The 22,670-nt window shown below is 46.2% G+C and carries 14 protein-coding genes and 1 pseudogene; 6 read left to right on the top strand and 9 right to left on the bottom strand.

Features of this window, described 5'->3' with window-relative positions:
• Positions 1-93 precede the first annotated feature (93 nt).
• The 4 genes from P7F88_RS21640 to P7F88_RS21655 form a co-directional block, all read right to left on the bottom strand.
• A complete protein-coding gene (locus tag P7F88_RS21640; RefSeq protein ID WP_277828177.1) occupies positions 94-2,208 on the bottom strand; it encodes an alpha-galactosidase in 2,115 nt (704 codons plus the stop codon).
• 68 nt (positions 2,209-2,276) lie between these two features.
• Positions 2,277-5,375 (bottom strand): beta-galactosidase, LacZ type, encoded by a 3,099-nt coding sequence (lacZ, locus tag P7F88_RS21645; RefSeq protein ID WP_277828179.1) that lies wholly within the window; start codon positions 5,373-5,375, stop codon positions 2,277-2,279.
• Between the two features lie 84 nt (positions 5,376-5,459).
• Positions 5,460-6,824 (bottom strand): melibiose:sodium transporter MelB, encoded by a 1,365-nt coding sequence (gene melB / locus P7F88_RS21650; protein WP_277828180.1) that lies wholly within the window; start codon positions 6,822-6,824, stop codon positions 5,460-5,462.
• 416 nt (positions 6,825-7,240) lie between these two features.
• A complete protein-coding gene (locus P7F88_RS21655; RefSeq protein WP_277828182.1) occupies positions 7,241-7,381 on the bottom strand; it encodes a hypothetical protein in 141 nt (46 codons plus the stop codon).
• Positions 7,382-7,455: 74 nt separating this feature from the next.
• On the opposite strand from P7F88_RS21655, the gene P7F88_RS21660 reads away from it, so the two are divergent.
• From P7F88_RS21660 to ppsA, 4 genes are all read left to right on the top strand, one after another.
• Positions 7,456-7,644 (top strand): DUF2986 domain-containing protein, encoded by a 189-nt coding sequence (locus P7F88_RS21660; RefSeq protein WP_277828184.1) that lies wholly within the window; start codon positions 7,456-7,458, stop codon positions 7,642-7,644.
• Positions 7,645-7,851: 207 nt separating this feature from the next.
• Entirely contained in the window at positions 7,852-9,327 is a 1,476-nt protein-coding gene (gene yfcC, locus P7F88_RS21665; RefSeq protein WP_422128580.1) for a putative basic amino acid antiporter YfcC, read from the top strand.
• Between the two features lie 102 nt (positions 9,328-9,429).
• A complete protein-coding gene (locus P7F88_RS21670) occupies positions 9,430-10,425 on the top strand; it encodes a succinylglutamate desuccinylase/aspartoacylase family protein (RefSeq protein ID WP_277828188.1) in 996 nt (331 codons plus the stop codon).
• Between the two features lie 220 nt (positions 10,426-10,645).
• A complete protein-coding gene (gene ppsA, locus P7F88_RS21675; RefSeq protein ID WP_277828190.1) occupies positions 10,646-13,051 on the top strand; it encodes a phosphoenolpyruvate synthase in 2,406 nt (801 codons plus the stop codon).
• A gap of 170 nt (positions 13,052-13,221) precedes the next feature.
• On the opposite strand, the pseudogene P7F88_RS21680 reads toward ppsA, so the two are convergent.
• The 4 genes and pseudogenes from P7F88_RS21680 to P7F88_RS21695 all read right to left on the bottom strand — a co-directional run.
• A pseudogene (locus P7F88_RS21680) lies at positions 13,222-14,424 on the bottom strand (Ni/Fe hydrogenase subunit alpha); the annotation flags it as partial.
• Positions 14,408-15,244 (bottom strand): NADH-quinone oxidoreductase subunit B family protein, encoded by an 837-nt coding sequence (locus P7F88_RS21685; RefSeq protein ID WP_277828192.1) that lies wholly within the window; start codon positions 15,242-15,244, stop codon positions 14,408-14,410. The pseudogene P7F88_RS21680 and the gene P7F88_RS21685, both read right to left, overlap by 17 nt.
• Positions 15,244-16,068, bottom strand: a complete 825-nt coding sequence (locus P7F88_RS21690; RefSeq protein WP_277828193.1) for an FAD/NAD(P)-binding protein — start codon at positions 16,066-16,068, stop codon at positions 15,244-15,246. The genes P7F88_RS21685 and P7F88_RS21690 overlap by 1 nt, the downstream gene beginning before the upstream one ends.
• Positions 16,061-17,251, bottom strand: a complete 1,191-nt coding sequence (locus P7F88_RS21695; protein WP_277828195.1) for a 4Fe-4S dicluster domain-containing protein — start codon at positions 17,249-17,251, stop codon at positions 16,061-16,063. The genes P7F88_RS21690 and P7F88_RS21695 overlap by 8 nt, the downstream gene beginning before the upstream one ends.
• 190 nt (positions 17,252-17,441) lie before the next feature.
• Between P7F88_RS21695 and P7F88_RS21700 the strand changes: the two genes are divergently transcribed.
• The gene (locus P7F88_RS21700) at positions 17,442-20,096 is read left to right on the top strand and encodes a cation-translocating P-type ATPase (protein WP_277828197.1); all 2,655 of its coding nucleotides are present in this window, start codon (positions 17,442-17,444) and stop codon (positions 20,094-20,096) included.
• 106 nt (positions 20,097-20,202) lie between these two features.
• On the opposite strand, the gene P7F88_RS21705 is transcribed toward P7F88_RS21700, so the two are convergent.
• Positions 20,203-20,595 carry a hypothetical protein gene (locus P7F88_RS21705; RefSeq protein WP_277828199.1) on the bottom strand — a complete coding sequence of 131 codons (393 nt, stop codon included), beginning with the start codon at positions 20,593-20,595 and terminating at the stop codon, positions 20,203-20,205.
• Between the two features lie 446 nt (positions 20,596-21,041).
• Between P7F88_RS21705 and P7F88_RS21710 the strand changes: the two genes are divergently transcribed.
• Positions 21,042-22,547: an alanine/glycine:cation symporter family protein gene (locus P7F88_RS21710; protein WP_277828201.1), complete on the top strand. Its 1,506-nt coding sequence runs from the start codon at positions 21,042-21,044 to the stop codon at positions 22,545-22,547.
• Positions 22,548-22,670 lie beyond the last annotated feature (123 nt).

Raw genomic sequence — 22,670 nt, forward strand, 5'->3', positions numbered from 1 at the left:
GAATAAGCAAATCCAATAAAAAAACAGGCCGGAACCAATGCCCGACCTGTTACATTTTATGATTTGAGAAACTGCTTTGTTGAGAACTATTACTTAGCTTATTTTTTCCAGCTTGATCAACACTGCGGTTTCAGGATCCAGAACCGGAACCGCTATCCCAGCCTTAGCTAACCAGTCACCAGAGCATATCACTGGTTGTTCCGTCCATAATGGCTGCCTGTTAACAATATCGTTAAAGTTTTCCGGACTATCCAACAGTGTAATCTTGTAATGAGCACCAGCTAATAACCCAGGTATCCGCAATGTACTACTTAGAGAGTTAGTTGGCATCGCAAGCTGAGCAATCATAATGACAGCCTCTTGCTGATCAGTACCAATCACACCGTAGGCCAGATGAGCTTCATCATCGGTTTCAAACCTTACACCTTTTCCACTATGTAATAATGGGCGCAGTTGTTTATGCAGTTCAATGTACTTAACGAAGCCCCCTTTCTCATGTTCAGACTCTTTTACCGGGTCAAGCTCGATACCCATATGTCCGAACAGCGCCGTCAGGCCACGGAAATTGATGTCGTGAGTACGGCGTGTACTGTGACAGTGTCTAGCACCGATATGACAGCCCATGACTTCTGGCGGGAAAAAGTAACTCATACCACGCTGGATTTGTTGACGCTCTAACGCATCGTTGTTGTCCGATGCCCAGAATCTCATGGTACGCTTCAACACTTCGTAATCGATTCGACCGCCACCAGCAGCGCAAGACTCGATTTCTACTTGCGGGTGCTTAGCCATTAGCTTATCCACCAACTCGTAGTACCTTTCGATTTGGCGGTGCCCGGATGCAAAACCGTTGTGACCCGGCTGCACTATCTCACGGTTCATATCCCATTTGATGTAAGCAATATTGTAGGCACTAAGGAAATGATCCAGACGCTCAAACAAATAATCAAAAGCTTCATCTATTTGAAGGTTAATCGCGTACTGGTTGCGACCAGTTGGCTGCTCATAACCATCCACGGCTAACAGCCATTCCGGATGAGCGCGATACAGGTCAGAGTCTTTGTTGATCATCTCTGGTTCAAACCAAAGACCAAACTCCATTCCAGAATCATTTACATGCTCAACGATCTTGTCCAGACCTTCTGGGTATTTGCCTTCATCAAGATACCAATCCCCTAAAGCTGCTTTATCACCATTTCGGTTTCGGAACCAACCATCGTCGATAATAAAGCGCTCTACACCCATTTCGGCCGACTGAGTTGCCATATCCATAATGTAGGCAGGATCGTGCTCGAAGTAGATGCCCTCCCAGGTATTCAGGTGAACCGGTCTTGGCTTATCAGCCATTCTGTCACCCAGGATGCTGTCTCTCACATGTTGATGGAAGTGATGACTCATCTGGTTCAGACCGTTTTCACTGTATGTCGCATACAGCCAAGGCGTTGAGATGCTCTCACCTTGCTCCAGAACAATTTCGCCTGGAAGGTATAGTGCTTCTGCCTGCATAAACCTACGACCATCCGCTTTTACATCTACACGCATGCGATGGTTTCCACTCCACGCCAGATGGAAGCCCCAGCTCTCACCATGCAGTTCATCGAAGCCTTTTGTGCCAGCAATGAATGCTGGATAGTGCTCATGTGAAGTACGGCCACGACGGTTTTCCTGCTGATAACCGCCCTGAGTTAACAGTGTACGCGTCTGCTGAAACTCATTCACCCAGCGACCATAATAAGTCAGGAGTTCTTTTGCCCGCTCTGGCAGGGGAAGTGTACTTGCCAGACGATTCACAGAGTAAGGGCCGGACATTTCATTTTTCAGGGTATGACGAACCTTAACGACATCATTTTTATCCAGACTAAGCTCACTTATCAGCTTCAGACCCGCTTGTGCGTCCGTCGCTTCAATCGTCAGAAGGTCACCTTCCTGCTCTACTGACTGATTAACAAAAACCGGAGCCCAGTGCTGACCATTTCTGTGCCCTTCCAGTGCCGGGCTGCTAAACAGACCCCGACCCAGCTCAGGGCTTAGCGTCATAGGGATATCAGTATCCAGACGGCCATAAGGAATCGCTCTGGAAAGGGTTTGTTCTTCGTTCTCTGAGTGACTTTCAAAAGCCTCTCCCCAGTAAAGAATTTCAGTACAGTCCGCGATTTTCAACACAACTTCAGTATCAGTCCCTTTCAGGGTAAGTACTTTTTGTTCCATATTGTTTTCACTTATTTTTTAGCTCCGCGTGATCTACTCAAATAACACGGAGCAAATTGGGTAAGAGTTTATTTGTCAGTAATCGAAACACTATAAGCGTACTCATAACGTGAGGCTTCAAGAAGAAACTCGCTATGCACACTCGGACTCCATGAGTCATCACCACCTATCCCCATAGAGAAACCATCAAGGCGAACATACAGGCAATTGTCCGCTCGCAGCTCATTGGTGTGTTTTGCTTCAGTAAGATTAGACTGACTATAGCGACTTACAGAGAAGTTAAAGTTACCTTCTACCAGAACACGACCAATCTGAACGCGCTTCACATCACAGCGCAGGCCATTATCTGTCGGGAAGATGTAGTTAGTGTGCATCTCCTCATATGGCAACGAATACTCATTCACATGAGCGGATGTTTTGCGATCTGGGTAGTTCTCGTGAGGACCTCTTCCGTACCATTGAACTTCTGAAGCAGGAACCGGAAGCGCAAACTCTGTACCTACTCGCGGTAATGAAGGCAGACCTTCAGCGACATCAACAGAAACATTAATGCTCACTTTACCGTCACCTGTAATCTGGTAACAACGGTTAGAGATTAGTACCACCTCTCCGTTCGCAATATGGTGGTGTTGAGCCTTAATAACGACGCTATGACTCGTCTCTTCTACTTCAACAGACTGGCACTCTCGCATTAGCACATCAAGGCCTGCTCTGCCCCACTTACTAATCCAAGAGTTTGGATCAACAAAATCTGCTTCACTGGTACCGATGTCGTTGTCCAACGGTGCTCGATAAAAATTATCGCGCATTGGTCTTAGCAGAACGGCTTCACCCTGATTCGTCCACTCAGATACCGAACCACTAGCTTTATCAAAGGTAAGCTTGCTATCAGCCATTGAAACATGGATGTATTGCTCGCTTTCTTCTACCACTGGTTTTTCTTCGGGCTGCTTTTCCGTCACATCATTAAGAGACAGTGAACCAGCAAGAGATAACTGTTCTTCTGTAGTTACATGGCCTTTTGCTGCCCATGCAACGTCGCGGTTCAATACAATTTCGATATTCAGGTAAGCCTCTTTGCCGTTGCTCACTTCTGGCATATTGTCTGCCAGCTTAAGCAACGATGTCGTTTGAGGGGCAATATCGAGTTCAAGTTCACCATCAAGCAACACTTCACCCTCTTCACACACCTGCCACTTCAGAGTTTCATAATCGCTGGTTGTGAATAGATGTTCACTGGTTACCTTAATCGCCAGCGCTTCTTCTGTTGCCAGCTCGAACTGATAGAACTGCTGCGCTTTTTTCACCTCAAACAGTGATGGGTGCGGTGTGCGGTCCGGGAATAACAAGCCATTAATACAGAACTGGCGGTCGTTAATTTCATCACCGAAATCGCCACCGTAACCCCAATAATGGTTACCTTCTTCATCAGTTTTGCTTAAGCCCTGATCAACCCAATCCCAAATAAAGCCACCTTGTAGCCTTGGATATTGACGAAATGTATCCCAGTACTTATTGAAACTGCCAGAGCTGTTGCCCATTGCATGGGAATATTCACACAGAATAAGAGGACGGTTTTCTCCCGGGCGAGTGATCCAGCCTTTAATTGCCCATTTAGGCACAGCTTCAAATGGCTGATCCTGATCGACACGAGCATACATAGGACAAATAATATCTGTCGCTGCGGTATCGGAACCGCCACCTTCATATTGTACCGGACGGCTAGGGTCGCGCTGTTTCGTCCATTGGTACATAGCGTGATGATTAAAGCCGATACCTGACTCGTTACCCAGTGACCAGATAATGATCGAGGCGTGGTTCTTATCGCGCTCAACCATTCCAATCATGCGCTGCATGTATGCATCCATCCATTGTGAATCGTTCGACAAACGGCTCATCGGGAACTGGCCATGAGTCTCGATATTCGCTTCATCAACTACATAGAGGCCATATTCATCACACAGTTCGTAAAATGCCGGATGGTTTGGATAGTGAGCTGTTCGAACAGCGTTGAAGTTGTTTTGTTTAAGCAACAATACGTCTTCACGCATGCTTTCAATGCTTACTGCATGCCCGTCTTCCGGGTGATGCTCGTGACGGTTAACACCACGAATCAGTACAGCCTGACCGTTTACTTTAAGCAGGCCATCGGTAATTTCTACACTGCGGAAACCGATTCTGTATGACTCGCAATCGACAAGGTTGTCATCTTCATCCAGAAGAGAAACCACACAGTGATACAGGTTAGGCGATTCAGCACTCCACTTTTGTGGCTCTTTTACGTCGATTTCATGGAAACAGATGTCTTCCCATGTGCCTTTTTCATCAATAACTTTTTCACCGCATTGGCTAAGGTAGCCCGACTTATCGCCAACCACCTTCTTCTCTGAATCAAATAGCTTTACAACCACTTTATGCGAAGTGGTTTTTGTACTCAGGCGAGTACGAAGTTTTAATGTTGCATCCCGGTAGGTTTTGTCCAGATCAGTTTCGATAGTGATGTCTTCAAGGCATACATCCGGCTTACTAATTAGAGTCACATCGCGGAAAATGCCACTCAGCCACCACATATCCTGATCTTCAAGATAGGAGCCGTCAGACCAGCGCATCACCATTACCATTAACTGGTTTTCACCACTTTGAAGATATGGCGACAGGTCAAACTCTGCGGGAAGGCGGCTGTCCTGAGAATACCCTACCCAATGGCCGTTACACCATAGGTGCATCGCAGAGTTAACACCGTCAAACACGATTCTTGTACTGCGTGCTTCCCAGCCACGACCTAACTTAAATGTCGTGCGGTAACAGCCGGTTGGATTTTCAGAAGGAACAAACGGTGGCTTATCATCAAACGGGTATTTGATGTTGGTATAAATCGCCTTGTCATACCCTTGCATTTGCCAGTTTGCCGGAACCTTAATGCTCTCCCAGCTACCATCGTCAAACGCGCTTTCGATAGCCTCTGCTGGCACATCTTCCGGTTTATTAAACAGTGAAAACTTCCATTCACCATTCAATGACATCTTGTGTTTTGAGCCCTTATCCGTCAGTGCTTCTTTCTCATTTGCATATGCATTTAGTGGCGAGTGAGGAGTCAGCTTGTTTGCGCTAATTACCTGATGGTTTTCCCAGTCTCTCGCACGAATAATATCTTCGAATGTTCTCATCTTTACTACCAAAAACAGCTCTACTAAACAAAATGACTCCATAACCGACAGGCAATTATGGAGTCAGAACAACATCAATTTTTATTAAGCCTTAACAGCTTCCAGTGATTCTTCTTGTGCAACGTCTTCTTTCTTGAAGCCTTCGTGTAGGCGGTAGAAGCGTTTATAGATAATGCCACTGATGGTCATCATTACCGCTGGGATTACCAGCATCATCACCTGAAGGCCAAAGATAGTGCTTTCTGACTGTTCAACGTTTGGTACATAACCGATAGCCGACAGACCAACACCTGTGATGAAACCACCAGCCGCACCTGCAAATTTAACCAGCATTGTCTGAATAGAGAAGATAACACTCTCACTACGACGACCTGTTTTGTGCTCACCGTAGTCAACTACGTCTGCAAGCATTACTGTCTGAAGCGCATTCGCAATACCCACACCAAACTTGATTGCTGCACCAGAAAGACCGATTAGTAGTGCGTTACCCGGAGCCGCCATACCCATGAATACAAGGATCAGGCAAGAAACAATTGGGAAGCCACAAGCGATCATCCATAGGTGCTTACGAGGCAGGCGACCTGCGATGTGAGGGAACAGGAATACACCAGCAACTTCAGCCGCACCCGCAACCATCATGTATACAGGGAACAGTTCAGCGTTACCCAATGCGTAAGTGAAGTAGTAAATTGCGAAACCACCCACCAGCATGTTAGCAATCTGGAAAGAAAGAACGGTACCAATCAGAGCTTTTAGCTGGTCGTTCTGACCGATGATTGCAAGCACATCTTTAATATTGAATTTTTCAGTTGTTGGAGCCGGAGCCGCTTTTTCTTTTACGTTACGAGCGATAAGGAATGCACTCATTACGAACAGAACAGCAATTAGCATAGCAACGTTGAAGAAACCCTGACCTTGATCGCCATTGCCTAGCTCACCTACGATATGCAGGCCGTAAGTACCAGTAACAAACCATGCAAGGCTTGCGAATAGACGAGGCCATACAACCAGTTTCTCACGCTCCTGACGAGAGTCAGACAGTGCAGGAATCATTGACCAGTATGGAATATCCATAATGGTGTAAGTTAAACCCCACAGAATATATGCCGCAGCCGCGTAAACATAAAGCGCCGTGCCCTCAAACATATGGGTACTGAAAAGTGCCACAAGAACAACCGCGTTCAGGATAGTACCGATAACAATCCACGGGCGGAATTTACCAAATTTAGAGCGGGTGTTATCTACAATCATGCCCATCATCGGGTCAGTAATTGCGTCGATAATACGAGCAGCAAGGAAGATGGTACCAACGAATGCTGCTGGTAAACCGGCAACATCCGTGAAATAGAACATAAGGAAAATATAAATAGGCGCACAGGCAAAATCTTTACCTAATGCCCCAAGGCCATATGAAAGTTTGGTTTTAAGGGTGATTGCCGAATCGGACATAAATGTTTCTACCTTATAATTAGAGTAATACTTACTAAGTGGTCAGCATACTCGTACAACTCAGCTTAACATTCCGTGAATCAGATCTCATTTGGAAACGTTTACACCAGCAACACCGAAACATAACAACAGGGATGTGATCCTAGTCACCTAAATTACCCCTTTCCTAACCCATTAATTGGCAAAAATGCTAGTTAATGCGAACACTCTCACACTTGTACGCAAAAAGATACTTTGTTACACCCCTACAAGTAATGTTTGCGCACACATGCCAGTGTAAACGGTTACACACGCCTATAACTGCTACTTATATATGGTGGTAGAGCATTATTTATAAAGGGAATGGCATGGATGAGGTAATTTTGGAAACGTTATCATATGTAATCGACGGGCGAATGATGAAGCCCGGCCAAATCTTAGCCGAAGCTCTTACCTAGGGACATCAGGTTGTCAGATTGCTGTTCGATTTTATTGGCTTTTTTTGCAATATTCTCGAGGTGAGAAAGATTGTTACCGGAAGTCTGCCCGATAGTGTCAATAGTTTTACAGATATCCATAGCAACGGATCTGAGTTTGCCAAACGGAAAGAAGCTGGTATCCTCCCTTCCCTTGTCGCCCAGAGTAGATTCCAATGAACAGAAAAAAGAAAATCAACCAGATCTTAAAAAACAAACAGAAGAAGCGAAATGCTAAGTTACACAAAAGCAACAAGCCGAAATACATTTCGAAAGCAGAGCGTGAAAAAATGGAATTAGAAGCAGCACAACAAGAAACGGAAGGTCAGAGTGAAGACGTTAACACAGTCGATAACGCACAGTGAATTATCACTCAGATGATTAGTTAAGATCGATTAATATACCAACACATGATTAATTCTAAATAATTAGTATCAATATATCGGTTATATTTGACATTTTATGCTGTTTTAAAGATATTTTATTCCAGTTAACTTTTTTAACCGGAATACTTTATGTTATACGCAGACTCTCAGCCAATAAATTCGGCTACAGAGAAACAATCCTGGCAAATGCCTGATACCCTAATTTTAATCTTTATTATTGGTATCCTTGCCGCCGCAGTTACCTACTTTGTCCCGGCCGGACACTTCGATAGTCAACAAGTCACTTATATGGTTGATGGCGCTGAGAAAACACGTACGGTTATCGATCCCAACTCTTTTTCGTATGCAACGGATGAAAACGGCAAATTAGTCTATAACAGCGTTGGGCTTTTCGCCTCTGGTGGCGGTATTGGTTTGATGAACTTCCCTTTCGAAGGCCTGGTATCCGGCTCCAAATGGGGCAGCGCTATCGGCGTTATCATGTTTATGTTGGTTATCGGTGGCGCATTTGGTGTGGTAATGCGCACAGGAACCATCGATAACGGCATCTTACGTTTGATTGATAAAACCAAAGGTAACGAATCTTTATTTATTCCTGCTCTGTTTTTCTTGTTCTCTTTGGGTGGTGCCGTATTTGGTATGGGCGAAGAAGCGGTTGCCTTTGCTATCATTATCGCTCCATTGATGGTACGTCTTGGTTATGATGGCATCACAACCGTGATGGTCACTTATGTTGCTACTCAAATAGGTTTTGCTACTTCCTGGATGAACCCGTTCTCAGTCGCTATCGCACAGGGCATTGCTGGTATACCTGTACTGTCTGGTATGACTGTTCGTATGGCTTTGTGGCTTGGATTTACCCTGATAGGTATCGCATTTACCATGCTTTATGCTGCACGTGTCAAAGCAAATCCAAAACTTTCCTACAGCTACAAAACCGATGATCACTTTCGTCAAAAAGAGCTGGATAATCACGACTCTCGCTGGAACCTTGGCGACACACTCGTAATTCTTACCGTTCTAGCCACAACCATCTGGGTGGTTTGGGGTGTTGTTGCACACGCATGGTATATTCCGGAAATCGCTTCTCAATTCTTTACTATGGGTTTTGTTGTTGCCATTCTGGGTGCGATATTCCGCTTAAATGGCATGACACTAAATGATGCAGCTGACGCATTCAAAGAAGGTGCAAGTGTCATGCTGGCTCCTGCTCTGCTTGTAGGCTGCGCCAAAGGCGTAATGCTGATACTTGGTGGCGGCACCACAGATGAAGCCAGCGTTCTGAACACCATTCTTAACAGTGCTGGTGGATTTATCAGCGGTGTGCCAGATGTTGTGGCAGCCTGGTTGATGTATGCGTTCCAGTCAATCTTTAACTTCTTTGTGACTTCTGGCTCAGGTCAGGCAGCTTTGACAATGCCTCTGTTGTCACCACTCGCCGATATTGCAGGTGTAACCCGTCAGGTTGCAGTTTTAGCATTCCAGCTGGGCGATGGTTTTACCAACGTAATCGTACCTACTTCGGCATCCTTGATGGCAACGCTTGGAGTGTGTCGCATAGATTGGGGAGACTGGGCGAAGTTCTGTTGGCGATTTATCCTATTGCTGGTTACTCTATCGAGCATTGTTGTTATTGCGGCTCATATGATGGGATTCGCCTAGCTAACTTAATAATTTGAAAAAAGGTGGGATAGATTCTCACCTTTTCTTATTTACCAGACAGATGTACTTACAACTCATACAACGCTTTGGAGTGAACAGTTTATGGCAACACAAGTTCTTGATGATGTAATTCAGGGTTATAACACTATCCAATCTCTTGACGTGGATGATTTAGCTCCAGGGGAACACAAACTATGGTTTCGCATTGCAACCAACGCTATTTCGCAGTGGGACCATTTGCCTGTGATGGTTTTCAAGGGCACAAAGCCAGGTAAAAAAATACTGGTTACCGCTGGCGTTCACGGAGACGAGTACAACGGCATTCTGACAGCTCAAAAAGTGGCTCGCGATCTGGTTGGGAAAGAGCTTGCAGGAACCGTAACCATTGTTCCGGGGATCAACCCTACCGGAATGCTTCATCACAGCCGTGACTTCTTCCCGGCCGATCCGGATACTTCGCCATCCAACCTGAATCGCTACTTTCCGGGCAAAGCGTCGGGGAACGAAACAGACCGATACCTGCACTCACTTTGGGGTAACCTTCTCAAGCCTAATGCAGACTTTGTCATTGATTTGCACACTCAAACCAGTGGCACAACATACCCACTCTATGTATTCGCTGATTACCGAATAGAACAGTGTTTGCAAATGGCACGCCTGATGAATCCAGACGTTATCTTAAATGATCCTGGTGATAGTGGCGTTCTGGAAACCGTATTTAACAAAAATGCCATTCCATGTATTACCGTCGAGATAGGTATGGGACGTTACACTCAGCAAGATCTTATTGACAGAGCGGTCGCTGGTATCTTCAATATTCTAAAACACCACAACGTTATCGATGAAAGCCCTGAGGCTCAGGTAAGTTGCTTAGAAGGAAATAAAACCATCAGTATTCGTGCGGAAGTTGGTGGTTTCGTATTACCTCAGGTGAATCTTTTGGATGTGGTAAACGAAGGTGACTTACTGGCTATTCAACATGATGGATTTGGCGATGAAATTCACCGTTACCTTGCTCCGGAATCAGGTACCGTCTTAAGCCACAATATTGAGTCGGTTCGCGCTCCGGGGTCATTGGTTGTTCGTTTAATCAAATAAACGCCTAGACATATAGAGCTTCTTACACAGGTAAGAAGCTTTTTATTCAGCACGCTTTCACATTTCTCTCTATTGATAAAACCCTAAAAAAATCTCTCTTTAACCTGCCTGTAACTCCTGCCAAATCTACAATTAAAGTAGATGTACCAAGCAACGTTGATTACCGGAAGTACTCGATAATCCTTTAGAAAATAGTGATATCCACTTTAAGGAAGAGATTATGGATAACTACCAATATATATACTGGTTTAATCAGCTGACTATCGACGATGTCCCTCTGGTCGGCGGCAAAAATGCCTCTCTGGGTGAGCTTTCTGCACTGCTGGAATCCAGCCCAATTCAACTACCAAATGGATTTGCCTTAACCGCTGATGCATACCGGGAATACCTTCGCTACAACCAGCTGGAAGATAAAATCTACCCACTGTTAGATAATCTGGATAAAACTGACCTTGATGCCCTTCAAAGTGTTGCGGCACGTGTACGTCAGTTAATTCTTAACGGTGACTTTACTCCAGAGATGAAAAAACAAATCGCCGATGCTTACGCTGTCCTTGAAAAGGAATATGGCGAAAATACAGATGTAGCCGTGCGCAGCAGTGCTACAGCGGAAGATCTGCCTAACGCTTCGTTTGCCGGACAGCAGGAAACCTATCTGAATGTTACTGGCATCGATGAACTGCTTTCTTACAGTAAAAAAGTGTTGGCTTCTCTGTTTACCGATCGTGCTATTAGCTACCGCATCGATCAGGGGTTTGAACACCGTCAGGTCGCCCTTTCTGTCGGCGTGCAGAAGATGGTTCGCTCAGACTTAGGCGCTGCGGGGGTGATGTTCACTCTGGATACCGAATCTGGCTTCCGGGATCTGGTATTGATCAATTCCGCATATGGCCTTGGCGAAAATATTGTTCAGGGTGCCGTGTCACCGGATGAGTTCTTTGTGTTTAAACCACTACTGCGGGAACAGTTCCGTCCTATCGTTAAACGCCATCTGGGTGAAAAAACGATAAAAATGGTGTATCAGAACGAAGATATCAAACACACCACCACCATGAACATTCCTGTTGATGAGCAGGATCGCGGACAGTTCTCTATCTCTGATGACGATGTACTGGCGCTTGCCGGAACAGGTATGCTTATTGAGCAACACTACTCAGAAAAAGCTGGCCGGGATATGCCAATGGATATTGAATGGGCCAAAGACGGTCAGACAGGCCAGTTGTTTATTCTTCAGGCTCGCCCGGAAACGGTTCACTCACAACAATCCAAAAACGTTATCGCAAACTTTAAACTTGATAACAAAGACGGCATTAAACCTATTGTTAAAGGTAAAAGTGTCGGTAAGAAAATCGCATCTGGTAAAGCCACTATTATTGCCAACAAATCAGAAATGGATAAGTTGCAACCGGGTGACGTACTGGTATCCGATATTACCGATCCCGACTGGGAGCCTATCATGAAAAAAGCGTCTGCCATCGTTACCAACCGAGGCGGACGAGTTTGCCATGCTGCAATAATCGCCCGAGAACTTGGCATTCCTGCGGTGGTGGGTACCGCTGATGCGACTGAAAAAATCAAATCTGGTGACGAAATTACCGTCTGTTGCGCCGAAGGTGATGCAGGATTCGTCTATTCGGGATTGCTACCATTTGAGGTTACAGAACATCAGATTGATTTCAGTAAGCGGCCTGAAACTAAGATGATGCTGAATGTGGCCGATCCGCATATGGCATTTGAATTTGCCCAACTACCAAATGACGGTATTGGCCTTGCTCGGCTTGAGTTTATAATCAACAACATGATAGGCACTCACCCACAAGCCTTGATAGAATTTGATGCTCAGGAAGGCGAGCTGAAGCAGAAGTTATCTGAGAAAATATCCGGATATCCTTCTCCTACTCAGTACTATGTGGATCGACTGGCTGAGGGTATCGGCGCAATCTGTGCTGCCTTCTATCCAAAACAGGTCATTATCCGTTTCAGTGACTTCAAATCTAACGAATACCGTTCATTACTGGGCGGTGCTGCCTACGAACCGGATGAAGAAAACCCAATGATAGGCTTCCGTGGTACCGGACGTTACTTCGATTCCAGCTTCGCCGACTGCTTTGCTCTTGAGTGCGCAGCTGTTAAGTATGTTCGCGAAGTTCAGGGATTGACAAACCTAGCTGTGATGCTGCCATTTGTACGAACTCCGGAAGACCTGTTATCAGTTCAGGAGTTAATGGCCAAACACGGCGTTATCAGGGGGGAAAACGGACTCAAGCTGTATACCATGTGCGAAATTCCATCCAATGTTATTCTGGCAGAACGCTTCCTTGAACACTGCGATGGTTTCTCTATCGGTTCAAACGACCTGACTCAACTGACACTTGGGGTAGACCGGGATTCCGGTTTACTAACCCAATACGATGAACGCCATGAAGCGGTAACCCGTATGCTGAAAATGGCGATTGAAGCATGTCAGAAGGCGGATAAGTATGTCGGTATCTGTGGACAGGCACCGTCTGACTTCCCGGATATTACTCGCTGGCTGGTTGAGCAGGGCATCAGCTCTATCTCACTTAACCCGGATAGTGTTATCGCGATGACAGAACTAGTGATGGATTTGGAGGCTGATCGTTAATCAGCAACGTTAGATCCCGGGTAATTGCCTGAAAAATAGCGCTTAGGCAATTTCCGGGATAGCTGTTTTTCACCCGCCCTCTACTTCCTGTTTACCTTTAATTTTAAGAAATGAGTCGAACAGGAAATGCAGGGATCGTAATTGCGAATCACCTGCTCACAAAATGTCGTGAGTTCCTGGTCACTATGATTTAATCCGAACTGCTCGACAGAGGACTTAAGATCTTTTTCTATCCGGGCCTGATTCTGGCTGGTTGGTGGAATAATGGTACACGACTGGATTCGCCCTTCTTCATCCAGATGATAACCATGATAGATAAGTCCGCGTGGCGCTTCAGTTGCGTAGCAGCAACTACCTGCTCTGGGCGTCACTTCAACATACGGTTGCTCCGGCAGTTCTAACCCACTCAATATCCGCTCTATTTCATAACAGGCATAGTGAATTTCCAAAGCGCGGATAAGAATGCTGTCAAACATGTTCAGGCATTCGCCCTCTATACCAGCCTGCTTTGCCAGATTCAGCGTCACACTGTCCAGATGGCGATAGTTATTATTAAAGCGAGCCAGTGGCCCCACCAAATACTCCTGACCATTTAACGTGGAGTAGAGCGCCGTGGAGTGAGGTTCCTGATGTTCGCTAAAGTAGTCCTGATACTCTTCTGCCTCTATATTCATATCCGATGCCGAGGCTATCCAGCCACTGTTTATCGGGTACTCATGGTTGGATTTCAGGCTCACATAGTTAAAGCTATCTGTATAATCAGGGCGGTTAAGCGCAGAACAATAGCAGACCAGTTGTTCTGCCAGCAGGCGTGTTTCCGTTGCCTTTTGACTTAACTCAGTCAACTGCTTTTGGTCAGGTAAAGCTTCAAAACCGCCGACTCTCAGGCCAATCGGATGAACGCTTCGGCCGCCAAGCAAGGACATTATCTGATTGCCGAATCCCTGAATTCTAACGCCGCGGGTAAATACTTCGGGATGTGCTTTGCCCATCCCCAGTCCATTTCCGAATCCAAGGAAATCAGGCAGGGCGAGAAAGTGGATATGCAAAGAGTGACTCTGAATCCATTCGGCAAGGTTCATTACACGACGTAGCTGAGTGATAGGTTGCGGGATATCTGCGTCGAACAGTTTTTCAAATGCCAGAATAGAGGTCAGTTCGTACGCCATCGGGCAGATACCGCATATTCTGGCGCTCAAAGCAGGTGCATCCAGATAACTCTTACCCACCAGCAGCTGTTCAAAAAATCGTGGTGGCTCAACAATTCTGAGCAACAGGGTTTCTATCTGGTCACCTTTCGCGTTCAACTCAAGCGATGCTTCTCCCTCTAGCCGAGTGATAAACGGCACCTTAATCTTAAGAGTTCTGCTCATGCTGACCTCCCTCTTGTCCCTGATTCAGCCAGTACTCAATCTCCTGATTAAACTCGCTGCCATTGCTATGAAACTGAGCAAATCGGTCAACGATCTCTTTTTCAAGCAGGCCGATTCCCTGTAGCCGATTAGCAAGGCCACGACAGTTTGGCTGCTCTGACGGGCCGTAGCAGCTATAGCAGGCTTTACCGTAGGAAGGACAAATCGCGCCACACCCCGTTCTGGTTACAGCGCCGAGACATGGAGACTGTTTTGTTATCAAAACACAGACGTTACCGCGACGTTTACATTCCAGGCATAGCTTCTCTTTTTCAGGAGCTATATTCCCGCCCCGGTTATACCGGAAAAAGGTAAGTATTTGCGACAGAAAGCCTAAAACCTGCTCCCCAGAAACCGGACATCCCCAGATTTCATAATCCACCTTAACGAACTTAGCAACTGGCTCGGAGCGCCCAAGCGCCTCGATAAACTGTGGTGAAGCATAAACCTGCTGCTTTACCGCAGATACTTCGCCATAAACCTGGGTCAGATTTCGCAAAGCCTGAACACCACCGGAGGTCGCACAAGCCCCGATCGTAACCAGAATCTGGCTGTTATCCCTGACTAACTTCAGACGTTCAATGTCTTCTTTAGTCGTAATACTGCCCTCGACAAATGCAATATCGGTGGTGCAATCCGGGCAGTAGATACCACCTTCAACAAAATGAGTAATTTCAATGTAATCCAGCAGTGTCAGCAACGCCTCACCCAAATTGACAAACCCCAGCTGGCAGCCGGAACACGAGGTAAATTTATGAATGGAAATCGTTAGCTTTGACATCAGAAACCTTCCTTACCAAACCAGGGTTTGATCTGAGGAAAGTGGAATACAGGACCATCTTTACAGACATAAAAAGGGCCAATCTGACAATGACCGCAGAACCCCTGACCACACTGAAAATTACGCTCCATACTGAGATAGAGTGATTCATCGCTCACGCCAATTTCGGCCAGATCTCGTATTGCAGCCTTCATCATAATTTCCGGACCACACATCATTACTACGCAATGCTGACGGTCAAACACGGCTTCTTTGATAAATTCGGTAACCACGCCAAAGCGCCAATGTCGTTTCTTCTTGTCTCTTTGCTCTTCACTGGCAGCTAGTAATACCTGACAGTTATCTCTGTCACGCCAAGTTTGGTATTGATCCTGCCAAAGCAGATCCTGATGATGTTTCACTCCCTGCAAAATCACAATATCCTTGTAGTTTTGCCTGTGCTCCACCGCATAACTGATCGCAGCGACCGCTGGCGCGCATCCCAGACCCGCAGTGATAAAAATCAAATCCTTACCGATAGCTGAGTCCAGAGGCCACCCTTTGCCAAAGGGCCCCCTGACACCAATTTGCTGTCCCAGTTTAATACTGGTCAGAATTTGAGTGACCCGACCTACCGAACGCACCGTATGCAGCAAACAGTTGTCCTTCCAGCCCATTATTGAGATAGCCACTTCACCTACTCCGGGCACCGAAAGCATATTGAACTGACCAAACTGAAACGGAAAATGTGTAACGCCTTCAAGGCGCAGAGACAGTGTGACTATATCTGCGACTTCTTCGGTCTTAGCAATCAGCGTCGCAGGAACAGGAACCATATCACTCATAATGTTGCTCCTTACCACCACCAGCTTTCTCATGCTCGCTATCAGGAAGTTGTTTTAGCAGATCCTGTACCTCTTCTACTAAATCAATAGCAGCTGGACACCAGGTGATACAACGGCCACATCCAACACAGCCTGAGCGTCCATACTGACTTTGCCAGTTCGCCAGTTTATGAGTCACCCACTGCCGGTAACGAGATGAAATGGTTGGCCGGAAGTTCTTGCCAAAGATATGTGAATGCTCAACGCTGAAACAAGAATCCCACAAACGGACCTGCTCCGAGATCACACCACCTTCAGCGTCCGGAAAAAGATGGCGCTTTGATTCCTGCTTACTACAGAAACAAGTCGGACATACCAGAGTACAGTTACCACAGGAGAGACACCGCTCAGCGATAGATTCCCAGTGCCTGTCTGCCAGCAGCTCCGTGAGTTGCTGCAATTTCCGTTCATCCGGCATCTGTTTGTTCTGATTTTTTGCAGCTGCATTGACCTGTACTTTAGCCATTGCACATCGCTCTGCTGATGCAGGCTCTAGCGAGAGCGCATCGAGTACCGCCAGCCCTTTATCACTGCCCTGCTCTAACAAAAAGCCGTCATCCAGTTCATCCAGAACAAGGTCATAATAAAATTTTGCTTCCGGCCCCGTTCCTGTAGAAACACAAAAACATTGCTCGCCGCTAGCACTACAATTGACCGCTACTAGTAATAACTTCTCTCGCTGCGCTTTATAAAACTCATCCTGGTATGGACCAAACAGAAAGTGTTTATCCTGCAATGCCAGCGCCGCAAGGTCACATGCTCTAACGCCAATAACCGCGATTTTTTCAGCACCTAACGGTGCTTGATGAAATGACAATCCAGAATCTTCAGCACGACAGGACCACAACGTCTGCTCAGGTTTAAAAAGCAATGGCTTCAATCCCTGTAGGCCGGTATTCCAGCTAAAAAAGTGCCCCGAAGAATCTGAATCAAGTGAATATTTGCCGGGAGCCTGTCTCTCTCTAACCCCGCATGCCAATTCGCCCGGGGACGTAACTGAATCAAACAAGATTGCGCCATTGCGGATAACTGGCGCAATAATTTTGTAGCCCAGAGAGCCCAACGCCTCGAACAGCAAACTAAAGTTCTGCCGCGCCAGCCAAAGCTTGCTCGGTCTTCTCCTGTTATCCGTATCAGAGTTCATAAAAAGATACTCCGGTTAAATATAAACAGAGGTTCTATTTATCAGTATAAGACATGCAACAACGAGCAATCCCCGGTACTCAAAAATCGATTTATCTTATTAAAAACAAGACTGTGATTTACGCCGGGTCGAAGAAAACAACTTCTATTATTACAAAAGGGAGCAAGCTGTTTTTGTGGGAAAGGAAGTTATGGATATGGCGTCCGATTCGTTAAACAAACATATGGAATCATCTGCTTCTGATGCAGAGCAATACACCGGATTAACCCAGGTAGAAGCGGAAAAAAGGTTAAAAGAATACGGTCCTAACCGGCTGCCGGAACCACCTATGGCTGGCCCCATACAGATTCTATTACGCCAGTTCCTGAGCCCTTTTATCTATATCCTGCTTATCGCTGCAGTGGTTTCATTTTTCCTGCGTGAATATTCAGGCGCAATCTTTATTCTGGCGGTTCTTTTCTTAAATGCCGTGATTGGCACCATTCAGGAATACTCGGCTCAACGCTCAGCCGCCGCACTAAGAAATATGGTAAAAGGTGAAACCCATGTTGTGCGCGACGGACTTGGAATGACCATAGATGTAGAAGAAGTGGTTCCCGGTGATCTGGTTTTGCTCTCGTCTGGCGATAAAGTCCCTGCCGATGTCCGGCTGCTCAGCAGCCACAATCTTGCTCTCGATGAATCCCTGCTTACAGGCGAGTCTCTGGCAGTCAGCAAAAATGCACTTGCAGAGGTTGCAGAAGATGCACCGCTTCCTGAACGATTGAATCAATGTTTCGCCAGCAGTATCGTAACGCACGGCCGTGCTCAGGCAATGGTAACCGCTACAGCCACCGACACAGAGATCGGGAAGATTGCCAGCCACGTCACTCGTGAACGAACCTCCGAACCGCCACTGATGATTCGCATCAAAAACTTCACCTATCAGGTGGCTGGCGGAATATTTGTCGCTATTCTGGCTTTGACTGTCATGATGTTGCTGAAAGGTGGTTACAACGCCGAGGCCATTGTACTGATGACCATTGGCCTGGCCGTGTCGGTTATTCCTGAAGGATTGCCGGTGGCGCTGACCGTTGCACTGGCTAATGGTATGAGACGTATGGCAAAAAACAACGTCATTATCCGTAAGCTGGTTGCTGTAGAAGCTCTCGGCTCCTGCACATTCATCTGCTCCGATAAAACCGGTACGCTAACGGTGAATGAGCTTACTATCCGCAAGGCAGTATTGCCAGATGGAAAAAACTTTAGTATTTCCGGTGAAGGGGTTGCACCGGGAGGTGAAATTCGTGGTCATAATGAGATGACTCAGCTACAAGAGCTATGTATAGCCGGTGTTCTGGCTAACGAAAGCCATCTTGATTATGCCGGAGGCGAATGGGTATCCGATGGTGATATCGTCGATATTGCTTTTCTGGTTCTTGCTAAGAAAGTCGGGCTCTCTATTTCCGAACTGCGCAAACAGCAGTTCCAGCTAGAATTGATCCCCTATGAGCCGGAAAAAGCCTATTGCGGAAGCGTAAATTCAGACGGTGATACTCATTGGCTCTACGCAAAAGGAAGCCCAGAAAAAATGCTGTCCATGTGTCATCAGATGGCAACACCCGACGGCCCGGTAGAGATTGACAAAGCCCTTATCGAAAACCAGTTTGAGCAACTGGCAAGTCAGGGCTATCGGCTGATCGCTCTGGCAAAAAGGGAAGTCGTCGTAGAAGGTCACCACCAGCTTGAAGAGATGTGTTTTCTGGGTATGGTTGCGATGATCGATCCGGTACGTAGCGAAGCGCATTCAGCGATCTCTTCATGTCGCACCGCCGGTATCGAAGTCGCCATGATTACCGGAGACCATCCATCAACCGCTAAATCTATCGCTATAGAACTGGAACTGTGTGACGAAGATGCCAAAGTAGTCACCGGACCGATGCTGCATAAGGCATATAAAACCGGAGCTTCGCAAGCCGACGCCTTGATACGCAACGCCAGGGTGTTTGCCCGTATTGAACCTCAGCAAAAAGAACAGATTGTGGATAGCTTTATGCGCCAGAATCACTTTGTTGCGGTTACCGGAGATGGGATCAACGACGCACCAGCAATGCGCCGGGCCAATACTGGTATTGCGATGGGAAAACGAGGAACCGATGTTGCCAAAGAGACCGCTGACCTGATTATCACCGACGATAACTTTGCTTCAATTGTTGCAGGCATCGAGCAAGGTCGCGTGGTCTACAACAATATCCGCAAGGTGATAGCTCTGCTCATCGCAACTGGCTTTTCCGCTATCTTGCTTTTCTTCCTGACGGTGCTCGCTGGCTTGCCAATGCCGATGATAGCGGTACAACTTTTATGGCTAAACCTTATTGCCAACGGACTGCAAGACGTAGCACTAGCCTTTGAACCTAAAGAGGGCGATGAACTCACCTGTAAGCCACGCGATCCCGCCGAACCTGTATTCGACAGAAAGCTGGTTGAGCATGTACTGCTATCCGGAATGGTGATGGGAGGTCTGGCGTTTGTGAACTACTATTTAGCGCTAGAGTCTGGCGAATCGGTAGAAAGTGCCAGAAACCTGACCTTGTTATTGATGGTGCTTTTTGGCAACATCCGCGCATTAAATGCCCGCTCTGAAACCCGTTCACTGTTTTCACAACCAATCAATGCTAATCCATTCCTGATGCTCGCCGTACCCGGTGCGCTGCTGATTCACATAGCATCCCTGCACGTGCCCGGATTAAGCACTGTATTAGAAATTCAGCCAGTGTCATGGGCACAGGCGATGGAACTACTGCTTATTGCGTCAAGCTTATTGGTGGTAGAAGAGGTTTATAAGTGGTGGCGTAGGCGACACTGAGAAACATATTAGGGACGATAAACGCTATGCTTCATCGCCCCCAAAGCTTAGTATCAGATTCGCGGCTAAATAGCGTAGAATCCATACAAGTTCTGCCCGATTGCGCCTAGTTTTTGCTGTATCTGTCGCGGCCTATTCCCATCACATCTAACTCCCACTTAGACGGTAGGTTGTATTTCGCACACTCATTACAGCTCAACCGCATCTTAAGCTCATCTTGAACGAAATACAGTTTGGTATCCTCACCTAGGGGATCCCAATAAAGCACTTCTAAATTATCTTTATTTTGAGTAAATGGCTTGGTGATACTGCCCTCCGGCGTGCTTATCGTTACTTCACTATTTTTAAAGGAGAGAAAGTACGTGAACTTCTGATTACTATAGTCACCCTCAAAAGGGACAAGTTCCTCACCGCAACCCATTATTCCCATTACTATGACAGCACAAAATAAAGGTGTAATTTTTCTAAAAACGTAACTTCTGGACAGTGAGTGTTTCAAGTTAATACCTACAGTATTCGATATTTATATACACGAGAGTGTATATACTATTACTTTCAAATCAATAGTGATATTGCTTCCAAAAATCAACCACTTGAACAATTAGCAAATTGATTGATTCAAATCAAGCTAGGCAAGTACCAATCACCGGAACTAACTCGTAGCTTCTTCCCCACACGAGAGAGCATATAATCAGAACTAGTTGTAGAGCGCACACGGTGCAAAAGTGCACACACGCCCCAAAATAGTGCATCGGCTAAATATCACACAATGCAGATTTAGCAGAATATTCTACTGAAAACATAGAATTTAAATATAGGTGAAATTAATTACCTTTCAAGCATAAAACCAAAGAATATACATTCAAACGCTCGTAATGGCGTCATATTTGCAATGTTTTAAACATCAAAACTGAAATAACAAACTATCAATCAAGGCGTAACAATATGGCAGCAATTATTGATTTTTTAAATAGTATAATCTGGAGCCCCGCTCTGATTTACTTGTGCTTAGGTGCCGGACTTTACTTTTCTATTCGAACCCGTTTTATGCAAGTCCGTGGCTTTAAAGAAATGCTAAACCTGATGTTCAAAGGTGAGAAGTCACCTTCGGGTATCTCCTCATTCCAGGCACTTGCAATGTCGCTTTCTGGCCGAGTGGGTACAGGTAACATCGCTGGTGTTGCAACAGCCATTGCTTTTGGCGGTCCGGGTGCCGTTTTCTGGATGTGGATGGTCGCATTCCTGGGTGCATCAACAGCGTATATCGAGTCTACTCTCGGCCAGATCTATAAAGAAAAAGATGAGAGCGGACAATATCGTGGTGGTCCCGCTTACTACATAGAAAAAGCGATGGGACAAAAGTGGTATGCCTGGATCTTTGCTTTAGCGACAGCCGTTGCTACAGGCCTGTTTCTTCCTGGTGTACAGGCAAACAGTATCGCTTCTGGGATGGAAAACGCCTGGGGAGTTGCTCCTGAAATCACAGCAGCAATCATTGTCGTTGGGCTTGGCTTTATCATCTTTGGTGGCGTAAGACGAATCGCTGCATTTGCTGAAATCGTTGTTCCTTTTATGGCGCTGGCATACATTCTGATTGCCGTCTTTATCGTTGCTATGAACGCTTCGATGATTCCAGATATGATCGCCCTAATCATCAAGAGCGCTTTCGGTTTCGATGCTGGCTTTGGCGCGATGATCGGTATGGCAATCCAGTGGGGCGTTAAGCGTGGTGTATACTCAAACGAAGCTGGTCAAGGTACAGGTCCACACCCTGCGGCCGCCGCTGAGGTATCGCATCCGGCTAAGCAGGGTTATGTGCAGGCTTTCTCTGTTTATATCGACACCCTATTTGTTTGTACTGCAACCGCATTTATGTTGTTAGCGACTAACAGCTACAACGTGCATGGCACCGATGGAACAATGTTAGTAGAAGGATTAGCTGGAATAAGCGCTGGCCCTGGTTTTACTCAGGCAGCCGTTGAATCTGCCCTGCCTGGTTTTGGAGCGAGCTTTGTTGCACTGGCACTGTTGTTCTTCTCATTCACAACGATGCTGGCTTACTACTATATGGCAGATTCCAATATCGCCTATATCAACCGCACAACTCACCGTCCGTGGTTAACCATGGTCATGAAAGTGCTGTTCCTTGTGTCAGTGGCATACGGTACAGTCCATAGCGCAGGTGTTGCATGGGGCTTAGGGGATGTTGGTGTAGGCCTTATGGCTTGGCTAAACATTGTTGCAATACTTATCCTGCAAAAACCTGCTCTGGCTTGCCTTAAGGATTATGAAGCCCAGAAAAAAGCGGGACTAAACCCAATATTTGATCCAGAGAAGCTTGGTATAAAGAACGCTGATCTTTGGAAAGAAATTAAAAAGCGCAATGAAGAAGCAGCCAAAGGTGGTACGAAAGCCGAAGGTAAATCTGATCTCGCTTCTGAAGTAAGCTAACAACCGACGGTAATACGCTCACAGTGTATTAAATACATGGCCACTACTAATAATTAAAAGTAGTGGCCATTTTTTTCGATTTGATGTCAGTTTTTGACTAGGAAAATAGCAAATTGCTTTGTG

Origin of the sequence: Vibrio hannami (assembly GCF_029589055.1) — a bacterium.
Classification (GTDB): Bacteria; Pseudomonadota; Gammaproteobacteria; order Enterobacterales; family Vibrionaceae; genus Vibrio; species Vibrio hannami.

Excerpts from the sequence above, each read along its gene's own strand:
- yfcC (WP_422128580.1), top strand. The coding sequence starts at position 7,852 with ATGCCTGATACCCTAATTTTAATCTTTATTATTGGTATCCTTGCCGCC.
- P7F88_RS21655 (WP_277828182.1), bottom strand. The coding sequence starts at position 7,381 with ATGGATATCTGTAAAACTATTGACACTATCGGGCAGACTTCCGGTAAC.
- P7F88_RS21700 (WP_277828197.1), top strand. The coding sequence starts at position 17,442 with ATGGATATGGCGTCCGATTCGTTAAACAAACATATGGAATCATCTGCT.
- P7F88_RS21670 (WP_277828188.1), top strand. The coding sequence starts at position 9,430 with ATGGCAACACAAGTTCTTGATGATGTAATTCAGGGTTATAACACTATC.
- P7F88_RS21690 (WP_277828193.1), bottom strand. The coding sequence starts at position 16,068 with ATGAGTGATATGGTTCCTGTTCCTGCGACGCTGATTGCTAAGACCGAA.
- lacZ (WP_277828179.1), bottom strand. The coding sequence starts at position 5,375 with ATGAGAACATTCGAAGATATTATTCGTGCGAGAGACTGGGAAAACCAT.
- P7F88_RS21710 (WP_277828201.1), top strand. The coding sequence starts at position 21,042 with ATGGCAGCAATTATTGATTTTTTAAATAGTATAATCTGGAGCCCCGCT.
- melB (WP_277828180.1), bottom strand. The coding sequence starts at position 6,824 with ATGTCCGATTCGGCAATCACCCTTAAAACCAAACTTTCATATGGCCTT.
- P7F88_RS21640 (WP_277828177.1), bottom strand. The coding sequence starts at position 2,208 with ATGGAACAAAAAGTACTTACCCTGAAAGGGACTGATACTGAAGTTGTG.
- P7F88_RS21685 (WP_277828192.1), bottom strand. The coding sequence starts at position 15,244 with ATGTCAAAGCTAACGATTTCCATTCATAAATTTACCTCGTGTTCCGGC.
- P7F88_RS21660 (WP_277828184.1), top strand. The coding sequence starts at position 7,456 with ATGAACAGAAAAAAGAAAATCAACCAGATCTTAAAAAACAAACAGAAG.
- ppsA (WP_277828190.1), top strand. The coding sequence starts at position 10,646 with ATGGATAACTACCAATATATATACTGGTTTAATCAGCTGACTATCGAC.
- P7F88_RS21695 (WP_277828195.1), bottom strand. The coding sequence starts at position 17,251 with ATGAACTCTGATACGGATAACAGGAGAAGACCGAGCAAGCTTTGGCTG.